Here is a 14,803-nt window from a genome sequence, read left to right on the forward strand (position 1 = left end):
CCCTCGTTTTGCAATCCCCTCAAGTTTGGGAACAATCATTCATATACTCCTTCTCTTGTTTTCTTGTATAATAAATAAAAGAAAATCCAGTTTGTGGGAGTGGAGCGAGATTGGAACAGATTGAAAGATTGCTAGCCGTTTTTCCGAAGCGGACGATTTCGTTAGGGGAGCTGGAACAGCTCATTCAGCCTTTTGTGCGTACGTATGATGAGTTTTCCGAAATCATTTTGCGTCTGGAGGCGGAGGGGGCTCTTGAAATGGTGAAGTCGAAAGGGCGGACGACGAGAACGCCGTCTCTCGCTTTTCAATATCGCATTCATAAAAGCAGATTTATAGAAGACTATCATCATGAGCTGCAGCGCTATCAAAATCGGCTTCATCCGGCGATTCGGCTCGATGCCTATTACGGCAAAGATCCGTCCGTTTGGAACAACGATGTGCCGTTCATTTTAAAAATTGACGACTATTTAAAGACGCATTCGTTACCGAGCGAACCCGTTCCCGCACCGGAGCGCAGCGTGGAGTTGGTCGGCGATGAGAAATGGATCACCGAAGGCGACGGGAAAAAGCTGCTTGAGCGAATCGGTCTTTTTGACCGCCTTCGCATCATCCCCGTGTCCGAACCGTTAATGTTAGCCGTCCATCCGGCAAAAATAGCGGAAGCGGTCCAGCTTCACCTCATTGTTGAAAATAAAACGACGTATCAAGCGCTGCTTCCCGCGCTTCCAGACACCGCTTTTTCGACGCTGATTTACGGGGAAGGCAAAGCCATAATTAGCAGCATCGAACAATTTTCGCTGCAATATCCGGTGAAAGCGGACCATCGTTTTTATTACTTTGGCGACATTGACCGTGAAGGTATTGCGATTTGGCATTCGCTTGCGAAAAAGCAGCCCGTTTCGCCGGCGCTCCCGTTTTACCGGGCGTGTTTGCGAAAGGACCCGGCGCGAGGCAAAGACTATCAAATGGAACGGACGGAGGCGCTTGACGAGTTTCTCGCTTATTTTGCACCGGATGAACAAAAGCAGCTTCAAGAGCTGTTGGCTTCCGGCCTGTACTATCCGCAAGAAATGCTGAAAACGAGGGAACTGCAACAAATTTGGAGGGAATGGCAGTGGACAAGCTAGAATTGGCAGGGGTGACGGACGGCTATCGCGAGCGTATCAGAAGGCTTGCGCTGTTTGATCCGCTTTTTGACCTTGAGCGGAAGCGTTCAACTGACCTCAATGGGCAGCCGATTGATATGAAAGGGCTCGGGCTATTGGCGCTTTTGTTTTTCTTTGAACAAAAGCTGATGCGGCAGTATAAAACTGGGGTAAAACAGCTCGCGTCTTTTTTAAAAAAGCTAACGGAAAATGTGTACGTGTTAGATGACGAGATGTACGAAGACTTGGCGCGGACGATTATTCAAACGTTTCGCCCGACGACGGGGAAAAAACGGAGTTATTCGTTTTACGATTGGGAAAAACGGGAAGAGAGCGCGATTGAATATTCCCTTTTAAAAGCGAACGATTTCGATGTGAAAACGAATACGCAATATTACACGCTCGATGAAGATGGGCTTGAGCTCGTCTTTGCGACGAAGGAGTTTTATAGCGAATTCCAGTTATCGATTAACCAGTTGATGTTGCGGAAACAGTTGGAAAAAGGCGAATTCGCCGCCGCGTTGAAACAAATCAACGAAATGCGAATTGACGTCGAAACGTTGGAAGAACGCATGACTCGGCTGAAGCATGAAATTCAGCGCAGCATTATTTCCGAAGAGACGTTTGAACGGTATAAACAGCTGCTCGACGACATCTACAGTCGGCTTTCGCGAGAGGATGAGGAGTTCAAGGAACTGCGCGAATTTGTCAATGAAACGAGGGAACGCCTGTACGCGCGCGATATTCATCAAAAGGAAACGAAGACGTATGAACTTGTCTTAAAAATCGCCCGGGAATTAGAGTCGGTGCATTATGCGCATTCTGCTTTGCTGGACAAGGCGCTTTCGTTAAAAAATACGACGCTTATCACGGCGCAGGAGTCGCTTTATTATACGGGTCTTCATTCGTTCAATTTCGACCAAGACATCGTGTCGTACATCGTATCGACCCCGCTTCCTCTCGAAGCGATGAAAGGGGTGCTTCACCCGTTTTTAAAAGTCGAAGAAAATCGGTTTTGGTCGCCACTTGCGATTTTTGCGGAGCAAAACATTACGGAAGAGCGGGAAGAAAAAGTTGGGCCGCGCTTTCTTGAAGCGGACGATGCGGCGGGCGACGATCCGTATCGCACATGGCTTATGGCAAAATATAAAGAATTGATGCAGCTGTTTTTAGAGGCGCACCAGCTTGGGCGCGCCCATACGCTTTCGGAGTTTTTCAGTTACTTGGACGACATCGGACAGTCGCGCTTGTATGAGCAGCGTTATTTTTACGATTTTTGGATCATTATGCATCAACGCTCCCCGGTTCAACACGGCGATATGCAAGGGGAGGAAGGAAACACGCTTTTAGGGGATGCGCTCGTCTTGCTTGGCGGAAATGTGCTGGATGTCCAAGAAGGAGATCGGATTATTCGCAAATGTGAACGGTTTTCAATTCAAGACATGATGATAACGGTGAGGGAACAATGAGAAATTATCCAGAGCAAAAAGTCATTCAAGCGTTTCAACTGTATACGACACTAGCGCGCCACGGCGTCGCGGGCGAGCAGGCGGTGCAGCTTTATAAAGGAGATGATGATATACGCGGGCTGTTGGACATGTTCAGCCGCGAAGTCGATTGCGTGATCGTTTTGACGAGCGAGCAAATGTTTCTCGTGCCGCGCACGAAGCTGTCGCCGTTCCATGTCAGCAACGACTGGATTAAGCGCCATTATCTTCGCTCAGGTGCCACGAACGGCGATTTGTACTTGCTTTATTTTACGGTGCTCGTCTTGTTTGGCAGCTTTTACGATACGTATCAAAGCCAAGAACCAACGCGGCAATTTTTAGGCATGGACGAATGGGTGCACCTTGTCCAAGAGCGCATCGATCAATTGAAACAGCACGACCCGGACGAATTGAAACAATTCGAACAAGAGTTTTCATACAATTGGAGCCTTATTATTGAAAAATGGGATGCGATGGACGATATTAAAGAAACGGCGAAAAAGCAAAGCGGCAATACGATTAGCCGTTTAAGTTTCATCGACACGGCAAGGCGCTTTTTAATCGACCAAGGCCTTATTGTCGACATCGGCAACCATGAAGTCGCGTTGACGGAAAAAGCAAAAACAATTGTTCAGCGATTTTTCATGGAAGTGGAATACAACCGCGGGATTTTTGAATTTATTTACGGATTTGAAAGGGAGAAGGACGATGCCAGCGATCAGTAAAATTCGACTCACGAACGTTGTATATGAAGAAGGGCGCAAACGGTACAACGATGAAATCTTCCGCTTTGACGGGCATAATGGGGCGATTTTGCTTGAAAATGGTGGAGGAAAAACGGTGTTTATTCAAACGGTGATGCAAGCGATTTTGCCTCATGTCGATATGGCGGACCGGAAAATTAAAAACACGCTGCAGCTCGAAAACGCCCCAGCCCATATTGCGATCGAATGGATGTTGAACGACGAGCCTAGGCGGTACGTCGTGACCGCGGTTTCGCTGTTCATGACGAACAACGGACTCGATTCGCTCCGCTACGTCTATGAATACAACGCGAACGACCCGCACGGCATCGAAGGCATCCCATTCGTGCGCGAAGGAAAAGACGGAAAGCGCCCGGCGGAACGCGGCGAAATACAAGATTACTATAGTTATATGAAAGAAAAATCGTTTTTAGCGCGCACGTTTGCGACGATTAAAGAATACAAGTCGTTTATCGAAGAGCAATATCACATTATTTCAAGCGAATGGGAAAGCGTGGTGAAGATTAATAGTTCGGAAGGCGGCGTTGAAGCGTTTTTCGACGAATGCAAAAGCACGAACCAGCTGTTTGACCGCCTGCTCATTCCGATTGTCGAAAGCGCCATCGTCGGCCATGACGAGAAGCTGTTTGCCGATATGTTTGAAAAACAGCTTGCCAGTTTCAAACATTATAAAAAGCTGAAAGAGACAATCGAAGAAAACAAGCTCATCCAACAGGAGTTGGAGCGATACGTCGACACGTACGAACAACTCCATCGCGAAGAGCTCGCCTATTTAAAAGCGAAGCAGCGCGCCAAAGGGGTATGGCTCGAAACGTTGAAACAAAAACAAGAGTGTGCCAAAGAGCAGAACGACATCGCGGCTCAACTGGAAGAGTGGAAACAAAACGACGCCGCGCACAACAAAAAGCGCGCGACATATGACATCTTAGTCGAAGAAACGCGCTGGCAAAAGCTTCAGCGCGAATACGAACTCGTCCTCGCGCGGCAGAAAGAAAAGGAAGAGGTGCTCGCCCGGCTCGAGCGCGACTATTATTCGCTGCAGCTGGCGGAGCGAAAAGAGGCGCGAAAACGGCACGAAGAAGCGCTTGCGTACATTGAGCAGGAGATCGCCAAGCTGAAGGGCGACGAGAAGCTGGCTAATTATGAAGAAGAATTGGAAACGGCGCGCCGCTCGCTGCTCGGCTATTTCATGAAGAAGCTTGAGGATATCGACAACGACGAGCGAAGCCTTCGCTATGAGCTGAACCCGATTCAAGCGCAGCTGGAGCAATGGACGAAGGAAAAGGAAGCGTGTGAGCGGCAAAAGCAGGATACCCGCGAAAAGCGCGCCGCCATTCAAAGTCTCATTGACGCAAGAGAGAACGACATGGAGCAAATTAAACAACGCATTTTGGCGAATCCGTCCCAGCAATCGGTAGACGAAGAAATGGCGAAATGGATCGAGCGCGAACGGTGGCTTGACGAGGAAATCGTCCGTCTGCGCCAAGAGGTGAAGCAATTCCACCAAGCGGAACAAGAAGCGGAAGCGAAAAAAGAAGCGCTCCAACAACAATGGGCGGCAAAGCGTGCGGAATGCGAGGCACTGGCGCAACGACTCAAAGCGCTCGAAAACGAGGAGCAAGCGCTCATCAAGAAGCTCGCATCGCTCCGACCGCAATGGGCCGCACTTGATAGCGTCTACGCCCATGAAGCGACGATCGAAATGAGACTTCAAGAAGAAATCGAGAAGAGAACGAAAGAGCGGGAGGAGCTGTTAGTGCGCGAGCGCATCGCTTCGCGGCTCGCAGATGCGTACGGCGAGCAAGACATCTTTTTCGCCGATCCGTTTTTAGCGCAGCAGCTCGCCTCGTGGAAAAACCAATTTGACTACGTAGCGACGGGCGTCGAATATTTACAGTCGCTCGAGGAAGAAGACCGCGCGAAGAAGCGGGCGTTTCCGCTCTGGCCGATGGCGCTGATTACAACGGCAAAGTCGAAGGAGCGGCTCGCGCAAAAAGTGCAGTACTTAAATGACCGCTTGCAGCTGCCGATTGTCGTGCTTGCGGCGGACGAAGCGGCGCGCATCGAAGACGAAGTGCTTTCGTACGAATGGATCGCGCCGCGCTATTGGGAGGAAGCGAGCGATCCGGAGTCGTTCCGCGCATGGAAAGAGCGCATCAACGAAAGCGCCCGTGACATGACAGAACGCCGTCAAGAAAAAGAAGCGGAACTGAAATTGTGGCAAGATGCGCAACAAGCATGGCGCGCGTTTTTGGAAGCTCACCCGTACAAAACAGTTGAAGCGGCTCGCACGCAATACGCCGCGCTCATCAGCGGCATCGAGCAGCTGAACATGGCGATTGAAAAAGAAAAAGCGCGCATCGACGAATGGCGCACCAACATCGCGCACGCGCAGTCGCTTAGTAGTAAATACGATGAGGAAATGCGCGGATGGAGAGACAAAATTAAAGATGCCAGCAAGTATATGCAATATGAAAAAGAAGTGCAAGAAGAGCGGAAAAAGGCGAAAGCGCTCGACGAGAAGCTCGCGGCGCTCGAGAAAGACATCGCGCGCCTCAACGCGCGGCTTGAGGATGTGCTGGCACAAAAAGCGGATCTCGAAGAGCGCATGCGGTCGCTGCAAGCAGAGCGACTTTCCATTGAGCGAAGCGATGACTATCGATCGCTCCGCTCCTTTACACCGCTTTATTCAGACGAAAGCGAGCGCATTATTCGCGATAAAATTCGCCAGCTTGAGTATCAAATTCATGGAATCAAAACGACGTACGGCGAGTGGAAGACGAAGCAGGAGTTTGAACAAAGAGAAATCGAGCGTCTCACGAACGAAATAAACAAGCTGAAACGGCAGTACCCCGACCTCGACGAAACGCGTTCGTTTCCAAGCGACGGACCGTATGTGCTGCAGCGGTTAGAAGAACAAATCGCGTCGCTCCAATCGGAATTAAAGCGGTTAAACAAAGACGTGCAAGATGCCTTGATCAGCAAGGAGCAGCAAAGCGGCGTGTTAAAAACGAAAGAGCAGCAATTTCAACAACAATATCCGAATGAAGAACGTTGGCCGTTCATCGAATCGCTTGATGAGATCGCCGATCATTTGAAAACCGAAAAAGAAGAACTAGAGAAACGGAAGGCGTTTCTCGACCAAGAACATGAGCGCCTGGCGAAAAAGATGAAAAGCATTGAACAGGCAGAACGCCATTTAGAGTTATCTAAAGAAGTGCATCATTTCAATGCGCCGACGATCGACGCCCTTTCGTTGAGCGCGGAAGAAGCAACGGCATTTACGTACGAGCGCCAACGTTTTATCGACGGTATCACCGAGAGCTTAAAGGCGGGCAGACAAGCGGTCGAAGAGGCGAAAAGCCGCGTCGAGCGCGCGAAACGTTCTTTTAGAGAGTTTTGCAACGCTTCGATTAAAGATATGAAAATGCGGCAAACGGCGATCAACGGCATTGAGCATAAAGAGACGTACGAAGACATTATCGACTTTAAGAAAAATATGATGCGAAGCGTTGAAAGCGCGACGAACTACGCGAATGAACATATCCGGCAAAAAGACGCGGAGCTTCAAGCGTTTATTAATCATATTCACACCCATTTGCGCACATTGGTGGAGGAGCTGAAGCAAATCCCGAACAAAACAAGAGTAAAAGTCGGAGACGAATGGAAGCGCATTTTCACGTTTACGATTCCAGAGTGGGAAGAAGAAGTCGGCAAGACGCGCATTCGCAACCATATTGAATGGATTTTGCAGCAGCTCGAGTCCGAACGGTTTATGAACGAGCACGGCCAGCAAGACGAAGCGAAGGTGAGAAAAGAAATCGAAATGTGGCTGCAATCGAAGCAGCTTCTCCAAGTCATCATGAACAACGAAGGCATGAAAGTGAACTGCCGAAAGGTGACGAACGACAACAAAGTGACGACGCGCTCGTATTCGTGGGAGCAAAGCAACGTCTGGTCTGGCGGCGAAAAATGGAGCAAAAACATGACACTCTTTTTAGGCATTCTCAACTATGTCGCAGAGAAAAAGCAGCACATCCAGCCGACGATGAAACGCCATCGCACCGTCATTTTAGACAATCCGTTCGGAAAAGCGTCGAGCGACCACGTGCTCAACCCGGTCTTCTTTATCGCTGAACAGCTCGGCTTCCAAATCATTGCCTTGACCGCACATGCGGAAGGCAAGTTTCTCAGGGACTACTTCCCGATCATTTACAGCTGCCGCCTCCGTCCATCGTCCGACCCGAGCAAGCAGGTGATGACGAAGGAAAAATGGCTCCACTACGCCTACTTCCAAGATCACGAGCCAAAATCACTCGAACGCCTCGGCGAAACCGAGCAGTTGGAGTTGTTTTAGGAGATTGGAAGAGTCAATGAGAGCTGTGGGATAAATTTCATCATACAACACATCATAACGCAAATGATTAATGATGATAGGGGCATTTAATAACAACTGGCCACAGGGGTGAAAGATTCGCTTCCTTGGTCAGTTTTTTTCTGTAAAAGGAGTAAGTCATTCAGCGGGAACTTCAGCTTGTATGATGTACTCTTAGAACTTACAATTATTCGTAATAGTTACCGATAATGTAAAGGGGATGTATGAAATGAATCAACAAACTGCGGGAAAAAGTAAAATGAACAGGGCGGCAAACTGGACTATATATGTTCTTCTAGCTTTGGCTGTTATAAGGTTCATCAATAAATTCATGTAAGTGTAAGACTTTATTAACATAAATTTATTGCATTGTTTAGCTTTTTTCGCGGCAGCACAGCCAATGCACACCATCGCACTGAAAAGAGGTTATTTGTTAGAAAGAGTAGAGATAAAATATTAAGGGTAGAAAGAAAGTATTAAAAATTGGCCATTCGCTGGGAATGACGTTTCCAGCAGAGTTTCTTGCAGACTCGATCTTTATCAAAGCGATGAAATACAAATCGAACTGGCAAACGATCAAATGGTGATGAAAAAAGCAACAAAGCTGATTTGCCAAAGGGCATTTCGATATATGTAATGAAACGATGAGGCAACTTATTTTGAACGATGAGGAGTACTCTAGTAATTGGGAAAATGGGCTTAAGGAACGATTATTAATGTCGTCGACCGCCAATCGTGCAAAAAAACTGGGGGATCGCCTACCTGCGGGTTTTTATCGAACGAGCAATTATCCTAACACCTTATATGCAATCCTCAATAAAGTCATTGGACAATATTTGAAAAAGTTAAATAGTAATATGGCTATTTGCTTGGGAATAGATGGATGGTATGGTTTGGATCAAATGGCCGTGTTGTTTACAAAGGATGGATTACAAGCTATTGGTAGGAAGTTTTATCCAACCGATTTTGAAGAGATTGATGGGGCAGATTCCCATTTATCTTTAGAAGATGGCTATTCAAGGGTGTTTGAACTAAAAGGCAAGAAATTTTATATGGCAGTTTGTTATGATGTATTTGGGATTAAGAAGGAAAAGTTAAAAAATTCTGGTGTCGATGTGATCTTAGACTTAGTGCATCAATTTCATCCAATTGGTGAAGACAATTCAGGTGACGTACTTTTTGCAAAACATGGGTTTGCAGGTGCTTCTAAGCATTGGGGATGTCCAACTTTTGGGGCTGCTGTTTTCTTCAATAGAGAAATACCTAAAAATTGGCCTACAGGTGTGATATGGGATTGCAACAAAAAAAATACGCGAAATTGGAGATACACAGATAATCCTTTGACTCATTATGAAGAAATCTTGCTTCGTGGTGATGAAAACGTGCTAATTAGGCTGTTTGAGATTTAACATTATCTTGATGAACAGTACCTGTCGCTCTTCGCCAAAAAACGGAGCCTGTCCCTTTAACCGAGGGGAAGACTCTGTTATAGTATTGAGTTATTCTCTTTCCAATTGCTGCTTTTTCAACAAATCGAAAATTTCCATAAGAAGTTCCTCTTGATTTGTTAAGGCTGGCGGAGCTTCCTTTTTTTCTTCCTGTTTTTTTAAGATGATACCACGAGTGTTGATTATCCAAAATTAGGCATACGCCTTCCATAGCGAACAGTGCCAGGCACTGTTCGCTCGAAAATCAAAGCTACGTGCAACCGTCGTTTCCTGAACGGATGTTCATTTACTTTAGCCGCTTGTTTGAAAAATACCGCACGAATGTCGTTCCGATTGCCGTTTTCAGCTACGATACCATCCGCAATGAACCGTCCTCATCTACGCTTCAACTTCCGTTTGGCAACATTCTTCACTTCCGCTTTTTCACCGTCGAACTACGCAAACAAAATTGGCGCAACTACATTCGCATTGACAACCCGATCGCCGCTGCGCTGTTAAGCAAAATGGGTTACACTGAAAGTGAACGAATCGAATTGAAAAAACAGTTTTTACGCATGTTAGTTCGTTTAGAGCTGGATGAAGCAAAGCAGAGATTGTTAATGGGCTTTTTTGAAACATATGTGAAATTGTCGGATGAAGAAGGACAACGATTACGAAACGAGGTGAATCAAATGGAAACAAAAGAAAAAGAGCAAGTGTTGGAATTGTTGATTTCGTATGAACAAAAAGGAAAACGTGAAGGAGCTAAGCAAAAAGAGCGAGAAATGATGCGAAAAATGATTGCAAAAGGAATGAGCATTGCCGATATTGCACATATATTTGACCTAACGGAAGAAGAAGTTCATAAAAGGGTAAAAGATGAGTAGGAAGGGGCAGTGCTTGGCATCTGCTAGCTCCTGAAATAGCGTTTTTACATTTAGCGATAAACTCACAATAAGGATGTGATTCCAATGATGACAAATAAAGATTATCAAGAAATCGTAGAAAAAAAGTACGGTAAGCCGTTGAAAGAGATTATGTATGAACTTTGCGTGATTAGAGATGTTGTTCCTTGGGAAGGGGCAAGCGAGTTAGGCGTGCCTAAAAGTACATTTTTATCATGGAGAAATAAATTTCGTTTTGGTCCGATTCAAAGAAGAGCTGATTTTGCAAGACAAATGCGTGATAACACGATTAACAAATATAAACAGGAATTAGAGGATATTGATTTCGAACGTGATTTTATTTATAAGGATGAAAAGACGATTAGAGGATTTAAAGAAATAATGGAGCGCCTTTTGGAACTGGAGAGATACAAGAGAACATTATTAGATGACGAGGATACTTCTTCCGATATATTAATAACAATGAAAATAGCAACCATTGAGCAGACATTAAATTATTTGATGGAATACGAACAAGGGAAGTTGCATGAAGAATTTAACCGGGAGCGAGAACGTATACATTATGGGAGGAAATAAAGAGATTTCAAACGATATTTTGCATGTGGAGTGAAATGTATAACGATTGACCACGACCGCTTGTTTAAATAAAAAGATGGCACAGCGTTTTTTAATGGTTTTATTCTTCGCTTTTTCCCGAATATGTATTGGCCTGGTACCTGTTGTTACCCGCTAAAGGAGAAAGCTACCCTAAGATGATGGGGTAGTTTTTTGTTGTGATCGCCCGATTTTTCAGTCGGCATATTAGTTGATTACGTATAGGAAATTTGTAAATAATTTGACAATATTCGATAGCATTTTTCTGCAAATATTAGTACAATCGAGTTAAATGAGCTTTTTTGGATTTAGGAATAAGGGAGGGGAATACAATGACAACGATTTGCAAAGCCGATTACTATTACGGGGCGTTGCTTTCTGCGTTGGTTAATGGGGGGCTGGCGCCTGCACTGTTTGAAAAAGAAAACGATAACCGGCAAATATACGAAGTCACGACGAATAAAGCGAGTTATATCATTTATACGAAGTACAATACCACTCCATCAGGTTCCAAGGACTTTACTTGGTCTTTTTCGTTTAGCGACAATGAGATCGAAGAAATTACTAAGATTCATCACGAAAACAACAAAGAAAAAGAATTTATCTTTGCCTTTATTTGCGGCCAGAAGCAGTTAAGTGATTACAACCAAATGATTGCCATCGTCTACTGGGATGAATTTCTCGAATGCGTGGATATCGAAAAAGAACAGATTCGCGGAACAGCGCGGCTGTCGGTGAAGGCGGTCAAAGGTTCCCCGTGGCTTCGCATTTACGGCAGCAAGCGTGCCGATATGCTAGACGGAAAAGACAATACGATAAGAATTGAAAGAAGTCGATTGAGCAGTTTGTAACAATAACATTTGGGGGCGGGGAGGGGAATTGTGAATATGGGTCTTTTCTATACATTGCTTCTTTTGCTCTTGCTTGTTTTGCTGGCAAGATGGATCAAGTCAAAAGAAGCGGAATGGATTGGATCGTATGGAGAATATAAAGTCCGTAAAGCAATTAAAAATATAGAAGCAACATCATCCGGAAAATACAAAGCTTTTCATAACCTGTATATTCCAAAACAAGACGGTTCAACTTCGCAAATTGATCATATTATCCTTTCCGATCAAGGACTGTTTGTCATCGAAACGAAAAATTACAGCGGCTGGATTTTCGGAGATGAAACGTCAAAATATTGGACGCAAGTCATTTATAAACGAAAAGAAAAATTTCTTAATCCTATTTTGCAGAACAAAGGGCATATCAAGGCGTTAAGAGACTGGCTTGGGGAGGAGTTTGCGCATATTCCGATTCACTCGGTTGTCGTGTTTTTGACGCGGGCAAAGTTTAAATCAAATGCTCATTTTGCCCATGTTTATGTGGTTTATCCGAAACAATTGAAACAAGTGCTCGAGCAACATCAAACAAAAGTGATCGATAGGGAAACAAAGGAACGTTTAGCTCAAAAATTAGAAACAGTGCTTGCCAAAGATAAGACACAAGAAAAAGAAATGAAAAAGCGGCACGTGCAAACGATTCGAACGAAGCAAAAGCAGACGGAACAACATATACAGCAAAACCGTTGTCCAAAATGTGGCGGTGTTCTAATCGTTCGGAAAGGGAAATACGGAACATTTAAAGGTTGCAATAATTATCCGAAATGCAAGTTTACGCAGTCGATTGGCTGAACTTGCAACACGGCCGTTTGGGCAGCAACTATAGATAAGGGAAGGAGGAAAATGATGTTTTCTATTCACGAGGAATTGGAACGCCTATCGCAAAAGTATCGATTTTTTGCTTCAAAAGAAGCGTTTAAACAGTCATTAAAATTTCAACTTCAAGAAAAATTCCGCGTCGAGGAGAACAAACGCGTTCATGATTATCTGATCGATTTGTGGGTGGAAGAACCGGAAAGTGGGCGCCAATACGCGATTTGTTTAATGAACAAGCTCGCTCGGGTCACGATAAAGCAAAACGGGCAAACGATTGAATTGAAGCACCACGGTGCTCAGGATCAGGGTCGTTATGATTTTTTGGCGCAAGTGGAAAAGTTAGAACGAATAACAATGGGGAGAAGGAATGTATACGGGATCGTTGTGCTGCTAACGAATGACCATTTGTATTGGACCGAGCCGATGCGACCAAATACGGTGGACTGCGAGTTTCGCATTCATGAAAACCGGATCATCACCGGGGAGTTAAAATGGCAGGAACGTGCATCAGCAGGGACGAAAAAAAACCGTGATGCGCCGATCTTTATTAAAGGGAGATATCAATTGAAATGGCATCATTATTCTACTATCAACCAAGATAAACATGGCGAGTTCCGATATGTAGCCGTTCATGTTGGGGACGTATATAGTTGAGAGAAATAGTTTTAGTGTCTGTTGTCACCTATCGAAGAAAAGCTGTGTCAGGAACGAAAACGTCTCGGGCAAGACTTGATTAACCCGGATTTATCTGTTGTGATGAAGAAGTGTTATGAGAAGCAATTAAAAAATTAGAGTGCGACAGGAGAAGCTTCGTTGCACGCGGATCCTGTCACTTGTCGAATGTATGGGCACAGACAGGGGGGAGAAAGTTTGTTAGCTGAAATACATGGAAAAATATCATCAGACGGTTCGAATTTAAGCGAGCGGCTTGAAGATCAGCTGACAGCGAACGTATTTGGTACGTCGCGTTATCTCCCTTTTCACAAAGGGATTAAGCCGATTTTAAGCAAGGCTGTATTTTTTTCTCAAACTGATCAAACGGTGTTCATAAACGGTTTGGCGGCGCAAAAAGACGAATTTATAGGGGATAAGGTTAAGTTTTGGGTCAAGGGAGAAAGAAGCGAAATCGATGTTTTGCTGGAATTGGATCATTTGATCATAGGAATCGAAGTGAAATACCATAGTCCTTTATCATCAGACGATCAATTGGAGCGAGAAGCGAGTGATTTACTAAAGGGTAAAGGGCAGACGCCAAAGTTTTTGCTCTTATTAGGAACGGAACCAGAAGTGAATATGATTGCTAAAAAGGTGATGGAAGACAGAAAACTGCCAAGCGGTGTTCATTTTGGGTATTTATCGTGGCAAGAAGTGTTCCATCAATTGGTGTGCGTGCAAAAAAATGAAACATTGAATGAGTTTGAAAGGTTAATATTGGAGGATTTGATTGCTTTATTAAGAAAAAAGGGATTTGATCGTTTTCAAAACTTTCAAAGCCTTGCTTGTCCTTTAGTTGACCGCTACTCCTATTTTCATTTTTATCTGGATGAACAGTTTTTTCATTTAAGTGCCAATCGTATTGAAAAGGAGTGGTATTATGAATTCCGTTAGTATACGAGAGAACATAAAAAACGCTTTTGAGGTTGTGCGAAAAACGTACGAGAGTGTCGATAAACTGTTGGCGGAATTGGATCGTCAATCGGTTGAATGTGGATTTGTTCCGGTGATCCCACAATTTTTACGTCAGAAATCTGACCGCGAGTATCGAGGCTGGTTCATTCAATCTTTTATCAAGCTATATCAGAGAGATTCCGCCCCTCCTTGCCAGTCGGGGAATGGGTTGAAAAACGACCCAATCTATGCGGTTGAAATCTCATTTGAAGAAGAACCACGGATGACGTTATGCAAATACGTATATTCAACCCTTGAACATTGGGATAAACCGCCGAGCGTTTCTGAGCATTGGTTTTTCTACTGGCCTTTATATGATGGCAATAACTTTACTAATCATGAATCTGAAAATGGAGTGTTTAAACGCGTTCCAAATGACGAAAAAACTTCAGAAAAATATGGTAAAATTCAAGAAGTTATTTCAAAGAAAATTGATTTATTATCCATTACATCAACGAACATTAAGGATAGGGTGTTTGATGAGTTGAATCGTTTGTGACAGATAAACTGGAATTAGGGAAATCAAAACAGTTGACGGACTGAGGAGGGGCGGTGCGTGGGGATCAAAATAGAAATGCCTATTCGGATGGCAATATTCCGTCTAGCGGAGTTGGATAAATGGAGAAACGGCGAAAGAGAAAACGGTTATTGCAGAAAACTGCCTGGTACAAAAGAATTTAGTTATTTGGGAGTTTTAAAATGAACACGATAGAGTATAATTGCCATTTCACACTGCTT

General features: G+C 44.7%; 12 protein-coding genes and 1 pseudogene. All 13 read left to right on the plus strand.

Annotation, left to right across the window (positions count from 1 at the left end):
* The first annotated feature begins 110 nt into the window (after window positions 1-110).
* The 13 genes and pseudogenes from ACPF7I_RS01930 to ACPF7I_RS01990 all read left to right on the plus strand — a co-directional run bounded on the left by ACPF7I_RS01930 (window position 111) and on the right by ACPF7I_RS01990 (window position 14,768).
* Window positions 111-1,127 carry a Wadjet anti-phage system protein JetD domain-containing protein gene (locus tag ACPF7I_RS01930; RefSeq protein WP_430745148.1) on the plus strand — a complete coding sequence of 339 codons (1,017 nt, stop codon included), beginning with the start codon at window positions 111-113 and terminating at the stop codon, window positions 1,125-1,127.
* Window positions 1,109-2,614 (plus strand): replicative DNA helicase, encoded by a 1,506-nt coding sequence (locus tag ACPF7I_RS01935; RefSeq protein WP_430745146.1) that lies wholly within the window; start codon window positions 1,109-1,111, stop codon window positions 2,612-2,614. The genes ACPF7I_RS01930 and ACPF7I_RS01935 overlap by 19 nt, the downstream gene beginning before the upstream one ends.
* Window positions 2,611-3,357, plus strand: a complete 747-nt coding sequence (locus ACPF7I_RS01940) for a DUF6063 family protein (RefSeq protein ID WP_430745145.1) — start codon at window positions 2,611-2,613, stop codon at window positions 3,355-3,357. The genes ACPF7I_RS01935 and ACPF7I_RS01940 overlap by 4 nt, the downstream gene beginning before the upstream one ends.
* Entirely contained in the window at window positions 3,341-7,753 is a 4,413-nt protein-coding gene (locus ACPF7I_RS01945) for a hypothetical protein (protein ID WP_430745143.1), read from the plus strand. Before ACPF7I_RS01940 ends, ACPF7I_RS01945 begins: the two co-directional genes overlap by 17 nt.
* Before the next feature lie 677 nt (window positions 7,754-8,430).
* Window positions 8,431-9,180 (plus strand): hypothetical protein, encoded by a 750-nt coding sequence (locus ACPF7I_RS01950; protein ID WP_430745141.1) that lies wholly within the window; start codon window positions 8,431-8,433, stop codon window positions 9,178-9,180.
* A 275-nt stretch (window positions 9,181-9,455) separates the two neighbouring features.
* Window positions 9,456-10,085, plus strand: a pseudogene (locus ACPF7I_RS01955) (DUF4351 domain-containing protein); the annotation flags it as partial.
* 84 nt (window positions 10,086-10,169) lie between these two features.
* Window positions 10,170-10,679 carry a hypothetical protein gene (locus tag ACPF7I_RS01960; protein ID WP_021322736.1) on the plus strand — a complete coding sequence of 170 codons (510 nt, stop codon included), beginning with the start codon at window positions 10,170-10,172 and terminating at the stop codon, window positions 10,677-10,679.
* A 350-nt stretch (window positions 10,680-11,029) separates the two neighbouring features.
* Window positions 11,030-11,548, plus strand: coding sequence for a hypothetical protein (locus ACPF7I_RS01965; protein ID WP_430745139.1), 519 nt, complete (start codon window positions 11,030-11,032; stop codon window positions 11,546-11,548).
* A gap of 36 nt (window positions 11,549-11,584) precedes the next feature.
* Window positions 11,585-12,373 (plus strand): NERD domain-containing protein, encoded by a 789-nt coding sequence (locus ACPF7I_RS01970; RefSeq protein WP_430745138.1) that lies wholly within the window; start codon window positions 11,585-11,587, stop codon window positions 12,371-12,373.
* A 51-nt stretch (window positions 12,374-12,424) separates the two neighbouring features.
* On the plus strand, window positions 12,425-13,051 hold the full coding sequence (locus ACPF7I_RS01975) for a hypothetical protein (RefSeq protein ID WP_430745136.1): 627 nt from the start codon (window positions 12,425-12,427) through the stop codon (window positions 13,049-13,051).
* 216 nt (window positions 13,052-13,267) lie between these two features.
* Window positions 13,268-14,005, plus strand: coding sequence for a hypothetical protein (locus ACPF7I_RS01980; RefSeq protein ID WP_430745135.1), 738 nt, complete (start codon window positions 13,268-13,270; stop codon window positions 14,003-14,005).
* The gene (locus tag ACPF7I_RS01985; protein ID WP_171700838.1) at window positions 13,992-14,564 is read left to right on the plus strand and encodes a hypothetical protein; all 573 of its coding nucleotides are present in this window, start codon (window positions 13,992-13,994) and stop codon (window positions 14,562-14,564) included. Before ACPF7I_RS01980 ends, ACPF7I_RS01985 begins: the two co-directional genes overlap by 14 nt.
* Window positions 14,565-14,621: 57 nt before the next feature.
* Window positions 14,622-14,768 carry a hypothetical protein gene (locus ACPF7I_RS01990; protein WP_171700856.1) on the plus strand — a complete coding sequence of 49 codons (147 nt, stop codon included), beginning with the start codon at window positions 14,622-14,624 and terminating at the stop codon, window positions 14,766-14,768.
* The last annotated feature ends 35 nt before the right edge of the window (window positions 14,769-14,803 follow it).

Origin of the sequence: Anoxybacillus dikiliensis (genome assembly GCF_050613275.1) — a bacterium.
Taxonomy (GTDB): Bacteria; Bacillota; Bacilli; order Bacillales; family Anoxybacillaceae; genus Anoxybacillus.

Excerpts from the sequence above, each read along its gene's own strand:
- ACPF7I_RS01975 (WP_430745136.1), top strand. The coding sequence starts at position 12,425 with ATGATGTTTTCTATTCACGAGGAATTGGAACGCCTATCGCAAAAGTAT.
- ACPF7I_RS01960 (WP_021322736.1), top strand. The coding sequence starts at position 10,170 with ATGATGACAAATAAAGATTATCAAGAAATCGTAGAAAAAAAGTACGGT.
- ACPF7I_RS01935 (WP_430745146.1), top strand. The coding sequence starts at position 1,109 with ATGGCAGTGGACAAGCTAGAATTGGCAGGGGTGACGGACGGCTATCGC.
- ACPF7I_RS01985 (WP_171700838.1), top strand. The coding sequence starts at position 13,992 with ATGAATTCCGTTAGTATACGAGAGAACATAAAAAACGCTTTTGAGGTT.
- ACPF7I_RS01945 (WP_430745143.1), top strand. The coding sequence starts at position 3,341 with ATGCCAGCGATCAGTAAAATTCGACTCACGAACGTTGTATATGAAGAA.
- ACPF7I_RS01970 (WP_430745138.1), top strand. The coding sequence starts at position 11,585 with ATGGGTCTTTTCTATACATTGCTTCTTTTGCTCTTGCTTGTTTTGCTG.
- ACPF7I_RS01940 (WP_430745145.1), top strand. The coding sequence starts at position 2,611 with ATGAGAAATTATCCAGAGCAAAAAGTCATTCAAGCGTTTCAACTGTAT.
- ACPF7I_RS01965 (WP_430745139.1), top strand. The coding sequence starts at position 11,030 with ATGACAACGATTTGCAAAGCCGATTACTATTACGGGGCGTTGCTTTCT.